Source organism: Ekhidna sp. (assembly GCF_965227465.1).
GTDB lineage: Bacteria > Bacteroidota > Bacteroidia > Cytophagales > Cyclobacteriaceae > Ekhidna.
Genome location: NZ_OZ245746.1, coordinates 1,967,053 through 1,981,306, shown reverse-complemented (window position 1 = coordinate 1,981,306; position 14,254 = coordinate 1,967,053). Strand labels below are relative to the sequence as shown.

Genomic DNA, 14,254 nt, shown 5'->3' with positions numbered 1-14,254 from the left:
CGACTACTAGATTTTATCTTTTACGACTTTCATCAAGCGCCCTGCAAAAACAAATTGATTTAACTCTTTTACATCAGAGTCTCCAATTTCATCTTTTGTTCCACTCCACAAGACATGCCCCTCATGCATGAAGTTTACTTTGTCTCCTATCTCCAATACTGAATTCATATCATGAGATACAACCACAGTGGTGATATTGTACTCATCTGTTATATCCTTAATTAGGTTATCAATTTTGATAGCAGTTTGAGGATCAAGGCCTGAGTTGGGTTCATCACAAAAAAGGTAGTTGGGCCTGGTTACAATCGCACGTGCTATACCTACACGTTTCTTCATACCCCCGGAAATTTCAGAGGGCATTTTCTTATTTACATTCTCAAGGCCCACTCTTTCCAGACAAAAGTTGACTCTTTCTAATTTCTCTTCCGGCGATTGCTTCGTTAAGACATCAAGCGGAAACATGACATTTTGTTCAACTGTCTGGCTGTCAAATAATGCACCTCCCTGAAAAAGCATGCCCATTTCCCTCCGTATCTCTGTTTGTAGTTCTTTATCTGCTCTGGTAAACTCTCTATTGTCATAAGAGACATCCCCATTGTCAGGTTTTATCAATCCAACAATACATTTAAGCAGGACGCTTTTACCTGTACCACTGGCGCCAATAATCATATTTGTCTTACCTTTTTCAAAAAGCATATTTATCTCATGTAAGACTTTCTTATCACTAAATGATTTAGATATGTTAGATACTTCAATCATGCAGTTAATAGAGGGGCTAAGAGATAAGCTAAAAGGAAATCTGCAGCTAGCACTGCGATACAACTATTGGTGACAGCACTTGTAGATGATTGGCCAACTTCTAGTGCTCCACCTCGAGTAAAAAAACCCTGGTAAGCAGAAATTGCGGCAACTAAGAAGCCATACACGATTGCTTTAATCATAGCGAAAACAACCGTGAACGGAATAAATTCAATTTGGATACCGATCAGATAATCGGTTCCGGAAATGACCCCTGTTGCTAATGATGTAAGGTATCCACTGTAAATGGAGATAAAAGCCGATAATATTACAAGTACTGGGAACATTAGAACAGAAGCCAATATTTTTGGAAAAACCAGGTAGGAGGTTGCATTGATTCCCATCACTTCCAAAGCATCAATTTGCTCGGTTATTCTCATGGTACCTAACTCACCCGCGATATTGGATCCTACCTTTCCTGCATACACAATTGCTGTAATGGTCGGAGCAAGTTCGAGGAGTGTCATGTCGCGAACCACCCAGGCTATTGTACTGTCAGGGATAAGTGGAGAGACCAAATTATAGGCTGTTTGTACCGTAGTAACCGCCCCGATAAATGCGGAAACAATAGCCACAATAAACACGGAGTTAAATCCTACCTTAATACTTTCATCAACCACACGGGTCACATACGTGGCAAAAGCTTCTCTTCGAACGAATAGTTGTCCAATGAATATGATGAATTTTCCTAAGCTCTTCATGTATTGCGTTCGATGCAAGTGTTAGATTTGTCAAACATAACACCTTATGGAATAACCGAAAAGTTTAAAATGAATAATTCAGAGAGATTAGTAGTAGTAACAGGTGGAACCAAAGGAATTGGGAAAGCGATTATCCAAAGGTTTGCCGAAGATGGGTTCCCAATAGCTACTTGTGCGAGGAATGAACATGATCTAACAGTTTTACGTGAAGAGATCCATAAGGAGTACAATCAATTGATTCATACCTATTCAGCCGACCTATCTAAAAAGGAGGGAGTAAAGGACTTTATCGAGTTTATTCGTATGATTGGCCAGCCTGTTGAAATTTTGATCAACAATACAGGGGTTTTTATACCCGGCTTGGTGCATGAAGAAGAAGATGGTGTTCTTGAAAAAATGATGAATACTAATTTATATAGTGCTTATCATGTTTCGCGTGGCGTTATCCCGCAAATGAAGAAAGATCGTAGCGGACATATATTCAATCTATGTTCAGTAGCGAGTATGAAAGCATATCCTAATGGGGGATCATACAGCATATCAAAATTTGCATTATATGGGTTATCCCAAGCTTTGAGAGAAGAGTTGAAGGAGTTTGATATCCGTGTCACTTCTATATTAGCCGGGGCGGTGAGAACACCTAGCTGGGATGGGGTGGAATTACCCGAGGAACGATTTATGAAACCATCCGATATAGCTGAAACCATCCATACGACTTATCGGTTGAGTGAGCGTACCGTAGTAGAAGATATCGTATTAAGACCGCAACTAGGAGACATATGATTCATACGTATTGTAATAGCCTTACTGATTATTCAAGAAGAAAAACGCGAGAAGTTTTTATTGGAGATGTTCCATTAGGAGGAAACAACCCCATAAGAGTTCAATCCATGACCACCGTGGATACAATGGATACGATGGGATCAGTGGAACAAGTACTACGAATGGTTGAGTCCGGCTGTGAATACGTGAGAATCACCGCTCCGAGCATCAAGGAAGCACAGAACCTGGAAGAAATAAAGAATGAGTTACGAAAGCGAGGTTGTGATGTGCCTTTGGTTGCGGACATTCATTTCACTCCTAATGCAGCAGAATTAGCAGCTAAAATTGTTGAGAAGGTGCGAGTGAATCCCGGCAACTATGCTGATAAGAAGAAATTTGAGCAGATCGAATATACGGATCAGGCGTATGCAGATGAATTGAGGAGAATCGAAGATAAATTTTCGCCGCTGGTTGAAATTTGTAAAGCCAATAAGACTGCTATGCGAATTGGAACCAATCATGGTTCACTCTCTGACCGGATTATGAGTAGGTATGGGGACACCCCGCTGGGGATGGTAGAATCTGCATTGGAATTTATCCGGATCTGTGAAGCGATGGATTATAAAGACCTGGTGATCTCTATGAAAAGTAGCAATCCTCAGGTGATGGTTCAAGCCTATCGATTATTGGTTAATAAACTGGATGAAGAAGGTCTTGAACCTTATCCATTGCATTTGGGAGTAACGGAAGCCGGGGAGGCAGAGGACGGCCGAATTAAGTCTGCTGTTGGAATAGGAACATTGCTTGAAGATGGATTAGGAGATACGGTTCGTGTCTCACTAACAGAGGAGCCTGAGGTGGAAGCTCCCGTAGCTCAGATCATGGTTGATCGTCTACAATTCAAGGCTCAGCAAGAAATAATAGAACCAGCCAATGGCTGGCCAATTAACCCCTTTGAGTATCACAGAAGAACGACAAGTGAAGTACTCAATTTTGGTAATGAAAATGTGCCGAGGGTGATCGCAGATTTTTCTAAAAAGTCAAAGATCGAACTGAAGGATTTGAAGTCGATTGGTCATTCTTATTTACCTGAGTTAGACAAGTGGGGGATGAACGATCTAGGGGCAGACTACATTTATACAGGATCAAATCCAATCCAGTTTATGCTTCCCAATGGTCTGAAAGAGGTCATGGACTATGATGTATGGAAATCTTGTAGTGATCAAGTAAATAAGTTTCCATTAATAACTGATTTACAAAGTGTTGAAGATCTTAATGAGAAGTTAAACTTCATATTAGTTGATACGGACCATTACGACCAAACAATCTTTTGTTTTGTGGAAAAAAGTGCCAATTCAGTGCTTGTACTGCATTCTGAACAGGCTCACGCCATTGCAAGTATCCGAAGGTTTGTAGTAGAGCTATTAAATCAAAATATCCAGGTACCTGTGGTCTTGCAACAGTCATATCCTGATCTTTCTGAAGACGAATTAATGATCTATGCCTCTACTGATGCGGGTACTTTATACATTGACGGGATTGGGGATGGGATCATGCTTTCACCTGAGAAAACTCCTTCAGTCGAGCAGTTGAAATTGTATAACAATACGGCCTTCGGAATCCTACAGGCGGCTCGTACCCGGATTACAAAAACGGAATATATCTCATGTCCATCTTGTGGTCGAACGCTCTTTGATTTACAGGAAACCACCGCCATGATTCGTAAGCGAACTGATCATTTGAAAGGTGTTAAGATCGGTATTATGGGATGCATTGTAAATGGTCCCGGTGAAATGGCAGATGCTGACTTTGGGTATGTCGGTTCCGGCAAAGGAAAGATCACACTTTACAAAGGGCAGGAGGTTATCAAGCGAGGTGTTCCTTCCGAGCAAGCACTGGACCAACTCATCGAGTTGATTAAGGAACACGGGCGGTGGGTAGAGCCGGAAGGCGTGGAAGCGTAAATATTATTCAAGTTTTAGATCTGACTATTTTGATTGAATCCCTTTACTATTAGCCAAATTCCAAGAAAAACTTCGTTCAATCCTAATGGCATCATGATCATCATTCCTCCTGCTGAGGTGCCAAAGATGTTTGCTGTGATTTCAATAAATAGTAGGGTTACCGCCAGGAAGCCCCATGATGCAATCCATTTTGGAATAAGCCTCGAATAAAACAATAAACCATAAAGAGACCAGGCACCAAGACAATAGATCAATAGGCTGATATTTTGAATATTACCTCTTATATTTCTTAAATAATACGCTAAGGATTCAAGATTAGATGTTTCAGCAATGGTAGCATCTCCAATTTCACTTCCTATTTTTAGTAACCCAAGCAATAAAATTCCACTAATCATAAAGCCAACCAGTTCAGTCAGTCGTTGACCAGCATACCACAGAGCTACTCGCTCACTGAATCGTTTCAATACAGGAAAGAATAAAATTGCAATTGCAAAAACAGATGCACCACAAAGTAGATCTAATAGCATTGCACCCCTTACCAGATTTTCATTGTCAGAGAGCTCGTTGAGATAATTGGTTGAATATAAGATAGGTTCCAGAATGACACTGTAACTAAGTACTGCAGCGACCATTTGAACGATATATAAAACTCCAATGATCTTTGCTGTTTTGTTGATACTCATCCGATTAGCTTTTAGTATAAAGTATTGATGAGCAAAACGCTGGCATAGTTGCTTTAAGCTTACAATTTTTTATGGATACATTCAGAACTTAAGCCAGGGAATATAAGTGACGTGCTTACGACAAAGGGTTTAAGACAACCATTGACGAGGCTCAACAATTTTTGATCTTTATAGGAAAGCGGTAAATTGATTAGGTTCTTAAAAACATAATATCACCAATGCCAACCAAAAAGATCTGGAAGAAAGTTCTCGATGATGCTTCAAAGTTGAAAGATGATCGGGTAATGACCGTTACCGCTGGCCACAAAAGTTTTTGTCTTACACGCCATAAAGGAAAATTTGGATGTCTGGATAACAAATGCCCACATCAAGGCGGACCCTTAGGTGAAGGATCCATCGAGAATGGCTTGCTAAGGTGCCCATGGCATGGGTGGGATTATGATCCGATTTCAGGGAAGGCTCCCGGATTTGACGATGGGGTAGAATCATTCCCAGTGGAAGTACGTGATGATGGAGTCTATGTAGAAATAGTGGAGGAGGAATCTAAAGAGCGCACCGTATCCGATGTAATGATCGAAACCATGGTCAATGCAGGCGTTACACATGCCTTTGGGATGGTAGGTCACTCAAATCTTGGCGTTGCAGACGCAATGAGACGTCAGGAGGAATTAGGTAAGCTAAAGTTTATCGGAATTAGACATGAAGGTGCAGCTGCATTTGCAGCTTCAGCTTATGGAAAAATTACAGGGAAGCCTGCTGCGTGTTTTGGTATTGCTGGACCAGGAGCTACCAATATGTTTACCGGAATGTGGGACGCAAAAAATGATCGCGCACCCTTATTAGCACTTTCAGGTCAGGTGCAAACACAGGTAGTTGGTACCGGAGCATTTCAAGAAGTGGATTTGGTTTCAGCTTTCGAGTCAGTAGCTGATTTTAACCATCGTGCACAATCGGATAGTAAGCACTCAGAATTGATGGCCCTCGCGGTAAAGCATGCTATAGTAAATAGAGAAGTTTCTCACATCACCTTCCCAGATGATGTTCAGGTGATCAGTTCGGATAGTCAAGCAGGTTCACTTGAGAACAGAATAGCTGATCATAAGATCATTCCACCCAAAGAGGTGATTGATGAGGCGATTACTAAAATCAAAGCTTCCCAACGACCAGTAATAATCGTTGGTCATGGTGCCCGATTTGAGATGGAGGCAATTACTGCGCTTGCCGAGCAATTGAACAGTCCAGTTCTTACAACCTTCAAAGGAAAAGGGCTTATTTCTGATGGTCATCCGTTGGGATGTGGTGTGCTGGGAAGGAGCGGTACTCCAATAGCATCCTATTTTATGAATGAGGCAGACTTGCTGCTTGTATTTGGAGCTTCCTTTTCCAATCATACGGGTATTACCTCCAAGATACCAACCATTCAAGTTGATTTCGATAGACTAGCATTGGCAAAGTTTCATGCGATCGATGTTCCGGTTTGGGGTGAATTAGGAGAAACTGCCCGTATCTTCAATAATCATCTAGAGTCCATTAAAACAGAGTTTGAAGACCGAAGGCCAGCAATCAAGGAGCGTTGGGCAATATGGCGAGAAGAGAAAGCCAAACGTCTAAAGGAATCGAATAATAATGGCCTTAGCTCAATTGCAGTATTTGAAGCAATGAACAAGCACATTCCCGCTGATGCTGCCATAGCGGTGGACGTGGGTAATAATACTTACAGTTTCGGTCGCTACTTTGAATGTAAAAATCAATCGGTGGTAATGTCAGGTTATCTTGGTTCCATTGGTTTTGGTTACCCGGCTTCCATGGGTCTTTGGGCGGCTGTTGGACACGAAAGACCTATCGTGGCAGTAACCGGAGATGGTGGTTTCGGACAGTATCCAATGGAGATCACTACAGCTGTAAAATACAACATGCCGATAAAGCATATTTTGCTAAACAATAACGAACTTGGAAAAATATCCAAAGAACAGCGTGCAGTAGAGTTTGATGTATGGAAAACAAGCTTACAAAATCCCAATTTCGCAGAATTTGTCAACAGCTGTGGTGCACTTGGTATTCGCGTGACAAAAGAAGAAGAACTAGATGATGCATTTGAGCAATTGCTTGCCCACGATGGACCTGGGACAATAGAAATTATGACTGACGCATTATTAATCTAATATGTTTCAGTCATTCACCATATTGCTTAGCCTCGCCGGTCTCCTTAGCTATATCAACCATAAGTTTATAAAGCTGCCCAGTACTATAGGAATGACTATGCTCGCTATTATCATGGCTATTCCTTTAGGGTTGCTAGAAGTATTTAGTCCAGACCTATTTCATCAGACCTGTACCATTGTCACAACACTGGATTTCAAGACGTTACTTTTTGATGTGATGCTCAGTCTGCTACTATTTGCCGGAGCATTGAATTTGCAGGTGCGAGATCTCTCGATGGAACGTAAATCAATCCTGTCTTTTGCGACGCTTGGCGTATTGATCTCAACTGCCTTGATTGGCTTTTTTATCTATTGGACCACTTCTTTGATTGGTATTGAGCTTCCTCTTGGCTATGCATTGATCTTTGGTGCATTGATTTCACCGACAGATCCAATAGCGGCACTAGCTATATTGAAAGAGCTCGGGGTAAAGAAGTCTTTGGAAAGTAAGATCGCAGGGGAATCGCTTTTCAATGATGGCATTGGCGTTGTGGTCTTTGTGTCATTGGTCAATATCTTCACTATGAGTGAAGAGGGAGTTGGTTTTGCTGAAGTGGTCAGCGTTTTTGCTGAAGAAGCAATAGGCGGAATGGTTGTAGGAGTACTACTCGGGCTTATTGGATTTCAATTGCTCAAGTCTATTTCAGATGAGCCTAAAATAGACATTATGCTTACGCTGGTGATATCAATGGGTGGCTATGCATTGTGTGCAGCGCTTGGGGTGTCAGGTCCGTTGGCAATGGTATTTGCTGCATTGATAATTGGTGAAAAACTAAGAGGAAGCCTTGCGTTTTCTTCTGAAGGAAAGAAGGAAATGAATGTTTTCTGGGAGGTGTTGGATGAAATTCTTAATGCCGTTCTCTTTGTTCTTATTGGATTGGAGGTTCTGATACTTTCGTTTGAATGGAATTTTTTACTGGTTAGCGCTCTGGCAGTACCTCTTGTATTACTAGCCAGGTATATTACTGTGTTGGTGCTTTCTAGACTATTTCCAGATAAAGAAGATTCAAACCCAGATGCTACTTCCAAAATTCTTACTTGGGGTGGTTTACGAGGCGCAATCTCTGTGGCATTGGCGCTTTCACTTGATCCTTCACCATATCGGGAGTTTATCCTTTTTGTCACCTATTCCGTGGTGGTATTCTCTATTCTGGTACAAGGCTTAACCATTAAAGGAGTTGCAGAGAAATTAAAACTGACAGTAAAATGAGAAAAATACTGTTTTACATCATGCTCTTTCCTGTGATAATCTTTGCGCAAATGAAGGAAAGCGGTGTAGCTCCTGGAGCCAGCATGGTGCTAGGCGAACATACTGGAGTGAATCTTCGATTTCATTATTTCCCCAGTCATAAAATGTGCTTTGGTTTTGAGAGTAACCTTTTCCCAAAGTCAGGGCATTCGCTTTCTGAAGGAATGGAAATTACATTCAATGGTCACTTTATTTTCGAGATGTCTGAACACTGGGGTCTTTATCCACTGTTAGGTGCTGGTTGGAAAAATTTGAAAAATGAATCTGGATTTAGAGCATTGACAGGCGCGGGTGTTCATGGAAACTATGGAAGGTTAGCACCATATGTAGAGTACATATATAGCAGTGGGTTTGAACCAGAAGGAATTTTTATTGTCGGTACATTTTTCACATTTAAAATAGGCAAAGAATAGACTATGATTGACTTTCAGCATTTAAATATCCCTGTTAAGATTGCCTCATTTAGCGATTTGGCTCAGAAGGAACCGACTCATGCACAAGTCTTGGGCACAGATTTGGTTATTATTAGATACGGCGAGGAAGCCTCAGTCCTTTATGGAAGGTGTCATCATCGGGGGGCCTTGCTGGCAGATGGATTCATCGATGGGAAGAACCTGATCTGCGGAGTTCACAACTGGGACTATCGATATGATACAGGTGTTAGCGCTTATGCACCAGATGAAAGGCTCAAGAAGTTCAATCATAGCATCAAAGATGGAGGTCTTTATATCGATCAGGCTGAGATTGAGGAATTTGAAGACAAAGAGGTTCCGCCTCGATTCAATGAGGATGAATACCTGGGCAAGTATCAGGACACGCACCCAGAAGCACCTGAGCCTTACAATGCGTACATCCAATCACTAGCTAAGAATGGCTTGAAAGAGTTTGGTCATCATGGACAAACTACAGCCATGGGAGTAGAACGTGATTTGCTCCCCAACTGGAACGACATCCAGTTTTTACCAGCTCAGCTGAGCAGAAAGCCATTATTGGATGAAGATGACATAGACACTTCAGTCATCATTGGTCCAAAGGCTAAAAAGCCACTCAAATTAGATATTCCACTATTTGTATCAGACATGTCTTTTGGTGCACTCTCGAGGGAAGCTAAAATCGCTTTGTCTAAAGGAGCCGAGATGGCGGGAACAGGTATTTGTTCCGGAGAAGGAGGAATGCTGGAAGACGAGCAAAAAGAAAACTCGAAATACTTGTATGAACTAGCTTCGGCTAAGTTTGGCTTTTCGTGGGATAAGATGAAGAAAGTACAAGCCTTTCACTTTAAAGGAGGACAAGGGGCTAAGACGGGGACCGGCGGGCATTTACCAGGACACAAAGTAGTGGGAGAGATAGCTGAGGTTCGCGGACTAAGCGAGGGTACTTCAGCTATTAGCCCTGCAACATTTACAGATATAAAGACCGCCAAGGAATTTGCAGCTTTTGCAGATACAGTACGTGAGGAAAGTGGAGGTGTTCCTATTGGCTTTAAGATTGCTGCTTCTCGCATTGAGGAAGACATAGATTTTGCTCTGGATTCGGGTGTGGATTATATCATTTTGGATGGACGAGGAGGAGGAACCGGTGCGGCTCCCATTGTGCTGAGAAACCACATCAACGTGCCAACTATTCCTGCATTGGCGAGGGCCAGAAAACACCTGGATAAGGTAGGAGCAGAAGGGATTAGCCTGGTTATTACGGGTGGATTACGTGTTCCGTCTGATTTTGCGAAAGCCATGGCGATGGGTGCTGATGCAATTGCCGTTTCAAATTCCGCGTTGCAGGCCATCGGGTGCCTGGGTATGCGGGCCTGTCATACTGACAATTGTCCGGTAGGAATAGCTACGCAAAAACAAAATCTGAGGTCAAGACTAATAATAGAAAAATCAGCTGAGCGCCTAGCAAATTATTTCACTGCATCAGCCAACTTAATGAAAGTAATTAGTCGTGCTGTCGGGCATGATAGCTTATCCAAGCTGAGCATGGAAGATTTATCGACCTTCGATCGCGACATGCATCATTTAACAGGAATTCAATACGCCGGTGTGAAATCATGATACAAGTTATAGATGCATTTTTGGGAATACTCGCACTCTACCTCATTTTGGGATTAGCTTTTAGTATATACTTCTATGCGAGAGGGGCATCCAAAATTGATGAAGGAACTAAGGGAACACCCTGGCATTTTAAATTGATCATTTTACCAGGCGTGGTGCTTTTATGGCCAAGCCTGTTCATCAAACTTTTCAAAAGACATGACTAAAAACCTGCGCAAGAGGCACTTGATTGTATGGATCATCATTGTTATAGTAATATCCTTTTTGATGATAACCGCACGAATGAATGCACCTGTTTTTAAGGGAGATCAACCAATAGAACAAGAGAGCCCATGAGTGTTTCCTACACGTCCATACTTTGGAACAAGAATAAGAAGCGGTATGATCTGGCCATATTAATAGTCATTGTACTTTTTATCGCCTCCTTCACTATTCTGAATTTGGTTACGAATCCTGAGGTCACATTCGAGACAAACCTGATTCGGTCATTCGGTTGGCTGTCTATTTTGCTTCTGCATGTAATTCTCATCATCGGTCCGCTCGCGCGTTTGAATTCTAAATTCAACATCATTTTGTATAATCGGAGACACCTGGGTGTCACGATGTTCTTGATGGGACTCATTCACGGCGGATTTAGCATCCTTCAGTTTCATTCACTGGGGAATATGAACCCGATCCGATCGGTGTTTTTATCCAACCTGAAATATGATTCGCTGATGTACTTCCCTTTTCAAACGTTGGGCTTTTTTGGTCTCATTATTCTTGCATTAATGGCTGTAAGCAGCCATGATTTCTGGTTAAAAAACCTTGGGGTTAAGACTTGGAAAGCACTTCACATGCTAGTATACGTGGCATATGGGCTATTGATTATGCACATCTTATTGGGTGCACTTCAAAATGAAACAAGCCCGGTCATCTTTGGTATTGTAGTAGTAGGATTTGTCTTGGTTGCGGGACTACATATAAAAGCTGGCCTGAAGGAGCGAGGGTTAGACAAAGAGATCAGCTCGCATAAGGTCTACATCCCGGTTTGCACAGTAAATGAGATTGAAGAAGACCGTGCAAAGATATTTACCTTAAGTGGGGAGCGAGTTGCAATATTCAAGTACAACAATAAGATATCTGCCATTAACAATGTATGCAGACATCAGGGAGGGCCACTTGGAGAAGGAAAGGTAATAGATGGGTGTGTCACCTGCCCATGGCATGGCTATCAGTATCTGCCAGGGAATGGTCAATCTCCACCACCATTCACGGAGAAAGTAGAAACATATAGGTTGAAACTGGAGGGAGACTTGGTGATGATTGATCCTAGACCCAATGAACCTGGGACAGAAGTAGAACCAATAATGCTATGAAAGACGACTTTTATATAGGCTGGAGCAATGAAGCTCCCCAAAGCCACACATCAAAAGCAAAGCTCTTTTTTGTAGGGGTATTGATCGGTATGGTATCCATTGGTGTGATTTATGTAAAAAACCAACATGGATACATCGATAGTATTTACGATTATGGTATCATTCAAGAATTTTCCGGCTATTTGGTGAAAGATCCGATCTGGGGATTGAGAGTAGAAGAAGATGGTAAGATCAAGACAATTCCCTTGGTAGGTTTTGGAAAAATGGGGCCTGACCGGACACTTTCTAAGATGATGGAGACTCATGAGCTGAAGGAAGGAACCATGGTCACGCTCAGAGGTATGGTATTTCATTATCAGGATAAATATTGGATGGAGCTAACGGAAAGAGAAAATAGTCTTGTTTCAGCAGGTAGCCAGACGATGGTTGATCGAAATATAAGAATGATAGGTTATAAAGAACTAGAGGGTGAAATTGTAGATCCTAAATGTTTCTTTGGGGTAATGAATCCAGCAGTAAAAGCTGTTCATAGAAGTTGTGCCATTCGTTGTATTTCGGGTGGTATGCCACCGCTTTTAGCTATTCGTGAGAATGGCATATTTGTAGATTACTATTTTCTACATGGCAAAGAGATGGAATCCATTGCAGACCAGATTTTACCCTATGTAGGCGTTCCTGTAAAAGTCTCTGGAGTAGCTGCAATTTATGATGACTGGAAATCTCTCATAATCGATGTGTCCTCGCTCACTTTGAATAAAGAAAGCGAGACCTCAGCCATCGCCTTTTGTTACTAAGGGATTAAATTCACTATAATAAGACCTATTTAGAATTTAACTTGTTTGGGAGTGGACGCAGAGAGGTTAGATGTGTATCACAGAGACGGAATAGCCATCAATGGATATGACGTTGTAGCTTATTTCACAAAGAATCAAGCAATCAAAGGTCAGGCGAAGTACGCGTGCCTTTGGCGCAAGGTGATGTGGCAATTTAGCAGCGAGGGGCATTTGCAAATGTTTAGCGAAAATCCTGAAAAATATGTACCTCAATACGGTGGATTTTGCGCATTTGGTATGTCCAACGGATACAAAGCAAAAACTAAATCAGAATCTTTTTCCATTATTGACGGAAAGCTTTATCTCAACTTCGCCAATTATGTGAAAAGACGGTGGACGGAAAAGCATAAAGAGCACATTCTGTCTGCCAATCACCAATGGGATAAGACCAAAGAATCAATTCCAATCAAAGCTCATCCAATACCAATCTGGTGGAAATACAAGCTTTTGAAGCTCATAGGTAAGGATTTGTTTGACTGATGCATGCAACTCCTCAAAACCTGCAGGGTCTTTATTAAAACCTTAACCATATGTCTGTATCTTTTTCTACCATAGCTTCCTTATTTGCCGGGTTACTAGGCTTTATTGTCTTGCTCTTTTTTCTTGGAAGCCAAAGAAGATCTCAACATAGATTTCTTATTTACTTTCTGTTGATATTAATCTACCTGCAGGTGTATTCTTTCACCTTTCATTCAGGATTGATGTTAAAATTTCCTGCTATTTTGAATACAAACATTCCGCTGGTTTTTCTTCTAGGACCTTTTCTGTATACCTATATATGTCACTTGCAGCAGAAAGCTCTTTCGAAAATATCGCTGGCGTTTCATTTGATGCCTTTCATCTTCGTTGCTCTATATTTTTTTAATTTTTACTTGCAGGAGGAGGGCTATAAATTCAATATTTTAGCAAATGAGATAGGAGCAGAATTGGTGACCAAACCGTACAATAAAAGCTTCCAATCCGATCCTTGGAATTTGAATGGATGGATTGTCGTTGAAATTCAATGTTTACACTTATTTGTCTATGGCATCTTATCGTATCTAAGTTTAAGAAAATCTGAAATACGATCGAAATGGCTTTTGCTGCTAACTTTTGGTTTGATCTTAGCTGCTATGATTTTGTTTTTCACTCAAGGAGGAGTGATTAACGGTGTACGTTTTTTAGGCACATTCCTGCCAAAGCCTTCTAATGATTTATTTGCTGCCATTTTACTTTATGTTGCTGCCATTTATTTGATCATAAACCCCAAAGCTTTCATAAAGTATATTCCAAAGTATAGAAAGTCTTCCCTCGATGAAGATTGGAGAAAGCGGAAAGCAGAAGCTCTACTTACCACACTTGAGAAGAATAAACTCTACCTTAATACCAACCTTTCACTTCAACTTGTCGCAGACGTAATGGGAATAAAGAAACACCACTTATCTCAAGTAATCAATCAGGAACTTGGGTGTACATTTTTTGAACTCATAAATCGATACAGAATCAAAGAGGCCAGACATGTCTTGAGTCAGGAAGAAGATTGTAAAATGGAAGCCTTGGCATATCAGTTAGGATATAGATCAAAGTCTGCTTTTTTTAATGCTTTCAAAAAAGAGACAAGTCAGACACCCGGCCAGTTTGCCAGAGGTATTTAGTTTTTCCCGTTCCGTAAAAA

14 protein-coding genes are annotated in these 14,254 nt (G+C 41.3%); 11 read left to right on the top strand and 3 right to left on the bottom strand.

Annotated features, from left to right (window positions below):
• Positions 1–6: 6 nt before the first annotated feature.
• Positions 7–759, bottom strand: coding sequence for an ABC transporter ATP-binding protein (locus tag ACO05G_RS08760; protein ID WP_348284401.1), 753 nt, complete (start codon positions 757–759; stop codon positions 7–9).
• Positions 756–1,499 (bottom strand): ABC transporter permease, encoded by a 744-nt coding sequence (locus ACO05G_RS08755; RefSeq protein WP_348284400.1) that lies wholly within the window; start codon positions 1,497–1,499, stop codon positions 756–758. Before ACO05G_RS08755 ends, ACO05G_RS08760 begins: the two co-directional genes overlap by 4 nt.
• A 69-nt stretch (positions 1,500–1,568) precedes the next feature.
• Here ACO05G_RS08755 and ACO05G_RS08750 point away from each other — a divergent pair, with 69 nt between their 5' ends.
• Positions 1,569–2,282, top strand: coding sequence for an SDR family oxidoreductase (locus tag ACO05G_RS08750; protein WP_421765604.1), 714 nt, complete (start codon positions 1,569–1,571; stop codon positions 2,280–2,282).
• The gene (ispG, locus tag ACO05G_RS08745) at positions 2,279–4,225 is read left to right on the top strand and encodes a (E)-4-hydroxy-3-methylbut-2-enyl-diphosphate synthase (protein ID WP_421765603.1); all 1,947 of its coding nucleotides are present in this window, start codon (positions 2,279–2,281) and stop codon (positions 4,223–4,225) included. Before ACO05G_RS08750 ends, ispG begins: the two co-directional genes overlap by 4 nt.
• A 14-nt stretch (positions 4,226–4,239) precedes the next feature.
• Here the strand turns inward: ispG and ACO05G_RS08740 are convergent, their stop codons facing one another.
• Positions 4,240–4,908 carry a DUF4386 domain-containing protein gene (locus ACO05G_RS08740; protein WP_421765602.1) on the bottom strand — a complete coding sequence of 223 codons (669 nt, stop codon included), beginning with the start codon at positions 4,906–4,908 and terminating at the stop codon, positions 4,240–4,242.
• Positions 4,909–5,126: 218 nt separating this feature from the next.
• Between ACO05G_RS08740 and ACO05G_RS08735 the strand changes: the two genes are divergently transcribed.
• From ACO05G_RS08735 to ACO05G_RS08695, 9 genes are all read left to right on the top strand, one after another.
• Positions 5,127–7,070 (top strand): thiamine pyrophosphate-binding protein, encoded by a 1,944-nt coding sequence (locus ACO05G_RS08735; RefSeq protein WP_421765601.1) that lies wholly within the window; start codon positions 5,127–5,129, stop codon positions 7,068–7,070.
• 1 nt (position 7,071) lies between these two features.
• Positions 7,072–8,319, top strand: a complete 1,248-nt coding sequence (locus tag ACO05G_RS08730) for a cation:proton antiporter (RefSeq protein WP_421765600.1) — start codon at positions 7,072–7,074, stop codon at positions 8,317–8,319.
• Complete coding sequence (locus tag ACO05G_RS08725; RefSeq protein WP_421765599.1) at positions 8,316–8,771, top strand: hypothetical protein; 456 nt, start codon at positions 8,316–8,318, stop codon at positions 8,769–8,771. The genes ACO05G_RS08730 and ACO05G_RS08725 overlap by 4 nt, the downstream gene beginning before the upstream one ends.
• 3 nt (positions 8,772–8,774) lie before the next feature.
• Positions 8,775–10,409, top strand: a complete 1,635-nt coding sequence (locus ACO05G_RS08720; protein ID WP_421765598.1) for a glutamate synthase-related protein — start codon at positions 8,775–8,777, stop codon at positions 10,407–10,409.
• Positions 10,406–10,615 (top strand): hypothetical protein, encoded by a 210-nt coding sequence (locus tag ACO05G_RS08715; protein WP_421765597.1) that lies wholly within the window; start codon positions 10,406–10,408, stop codon positions 10,613–10,615. The genes ACO05G_RS08720 and ACO05G_RS08715 overlap by 4 nt, the downstream gene beginning before the upstream one ends.
• 126 nt (positions 10,616–10,741) lie before the next feature.
• Entirely contained in the window at positions 10,742–11,767 is a 1,026-nt protein-coding gene (locus ACO05G_RS08710; RefSeq protein WP_421765596.1) for a Rieske 2Fe-2S domain-containing protein, read from the top strand.
• Positions 11,764–12,561, top strand: a complete 798-nt coding sequence (locus ACO05G_RS08705; RefSeq protein ID WP_421765595.1) for a hypothetical protein — start codon at positions 11,764–11,766, stop codon at positions 12,559–12,561. The genes ACO05G_RS08710 and ACO05G_RS08705 overlap by 4 nt, the downstream gene beginning before the upstream one ends.
• Before the next feature lie 51 nt (positions 12,562–12,612).
• Positions 12,613–13,080 (top strand): YHS domain-containing (seleno)protein, encoded by a 468-nt coding sequence (locus ACO05G_RS08700; RefSeq protein WP_421765594.1) that lies wholly within the window; start codon positions 12,613–12,615, stop codon positions 13,078–13,080.
• A 50-nt stretch (positions 13,081–13,130) separates the two neighbouring features.
• Positions 13,131–14,234: a helix-turn-helix domain-containing protein gene (locus ACO05G_RS08695; RefSeq protein WP_421765593.1), complete on the top strand. Its 1,104-nt coding sequence runs from the start codon at positions 13,131–13,133 to the stop codon at positions 14,232–14,234.
• The last annotated feature ends 20 nt before the right edge of the window (positions 14,235–14,254 follow it).

Excerpts from the sequence above, each read along its gene's own strand:
- ACO05G_RS08760 (WP_348284401.1), bottom strand. The coding sequence starts at position 759 with ATGATTGAAGTATCTAACATATCTAAATCATTTAGTGATAAGAAAGTC.
- ACO05G_RS08740 (WP_421765602.1), bottom strand. The coding sequence starts at position 4,908 with ATGAGTATCAACAAAACAGCAAAGATCATTGGAGTTTTATATATCGTT.
- ACO05G_RS08755 (WP_348284400.1), bottom strand. The coding sequence starts at position 1,499 with ATGAAGAGCTTAGGAAAATTCATCATATTCATTGGACAACTATTCGTT.
- ACO05G_RS08710 (WP_421765596.1), top strand. The coding sequence starts at position 10,742 with ATGAGTGTTTCCTACACGTCCATACTTTGGAACAAGAATAAGAAGCGG.
- ACO05G_RS08730 (WP_421765600.1), top strand. The coding sequence starts at position 7,072 with ATGTTTCAGTCATTCACCATATTGCTTAGCCTCGCCGGTCTCCTTAGC.
- ispG (WP_421765603.1), top strand. The coding sequence starts at position 2,279 with ATGATTCATACGTATTGTAATAGCCTTACTGATTATTCAAGAAGAAAA.
- ACO05G_RS08695 (WP_421765593.1), top strand. The coding sequence starts at position 13,131 with ATGTCTGTATCTTTTTCTACCATAGCTTCCTTATTTGCCGGGTTACTA.
- ACO05G_RS08735 (WP_421765601.1), top strand. The coding sequence starts at position 5,127 with ATGCCAACCAAAAAGATCTGGAAGAAAGTTCTCGATGATGCTTCAAAG.
- ACO05G_RS08725 (WP_421765599.1), top strand. The coding sequence starts at position 8,316 with ATGAGAAAAATACTGTTTTACATCATGCTCTTTCCTGTGATAATCTTT.
- ACO05G_RS08750 (WP_421765604.1), top strand. The coding sequence starts at position 1,569 with ATGAATAATTCAGAGAGATTAGTAGTAGTAACAGGTGGAACCAAAGGA.
- ACO05G_RS08705 (WP_421765595.1), top strand. The coding sequence starts at position 11,764 with ATGAAAGACGACTTTTATATAGGCTGGAGCAATGAAGCTCCCCAAAGC.
- ACO05G_RS08715 (WP_421765597.1), top strand. The coding sequence starts at position 10,406 with ATGATACAAGTTATAGATGCATTTTTGGGAATACTCGCACTCTACCTC.
- ACO05G_RS08720 (WP_421765598.1), top strand. The coding sequence starts at position 8,775 with ATGATTGACTTTCAGCATTTAAATATCCCTGTTAAGATTGCCTCATTT.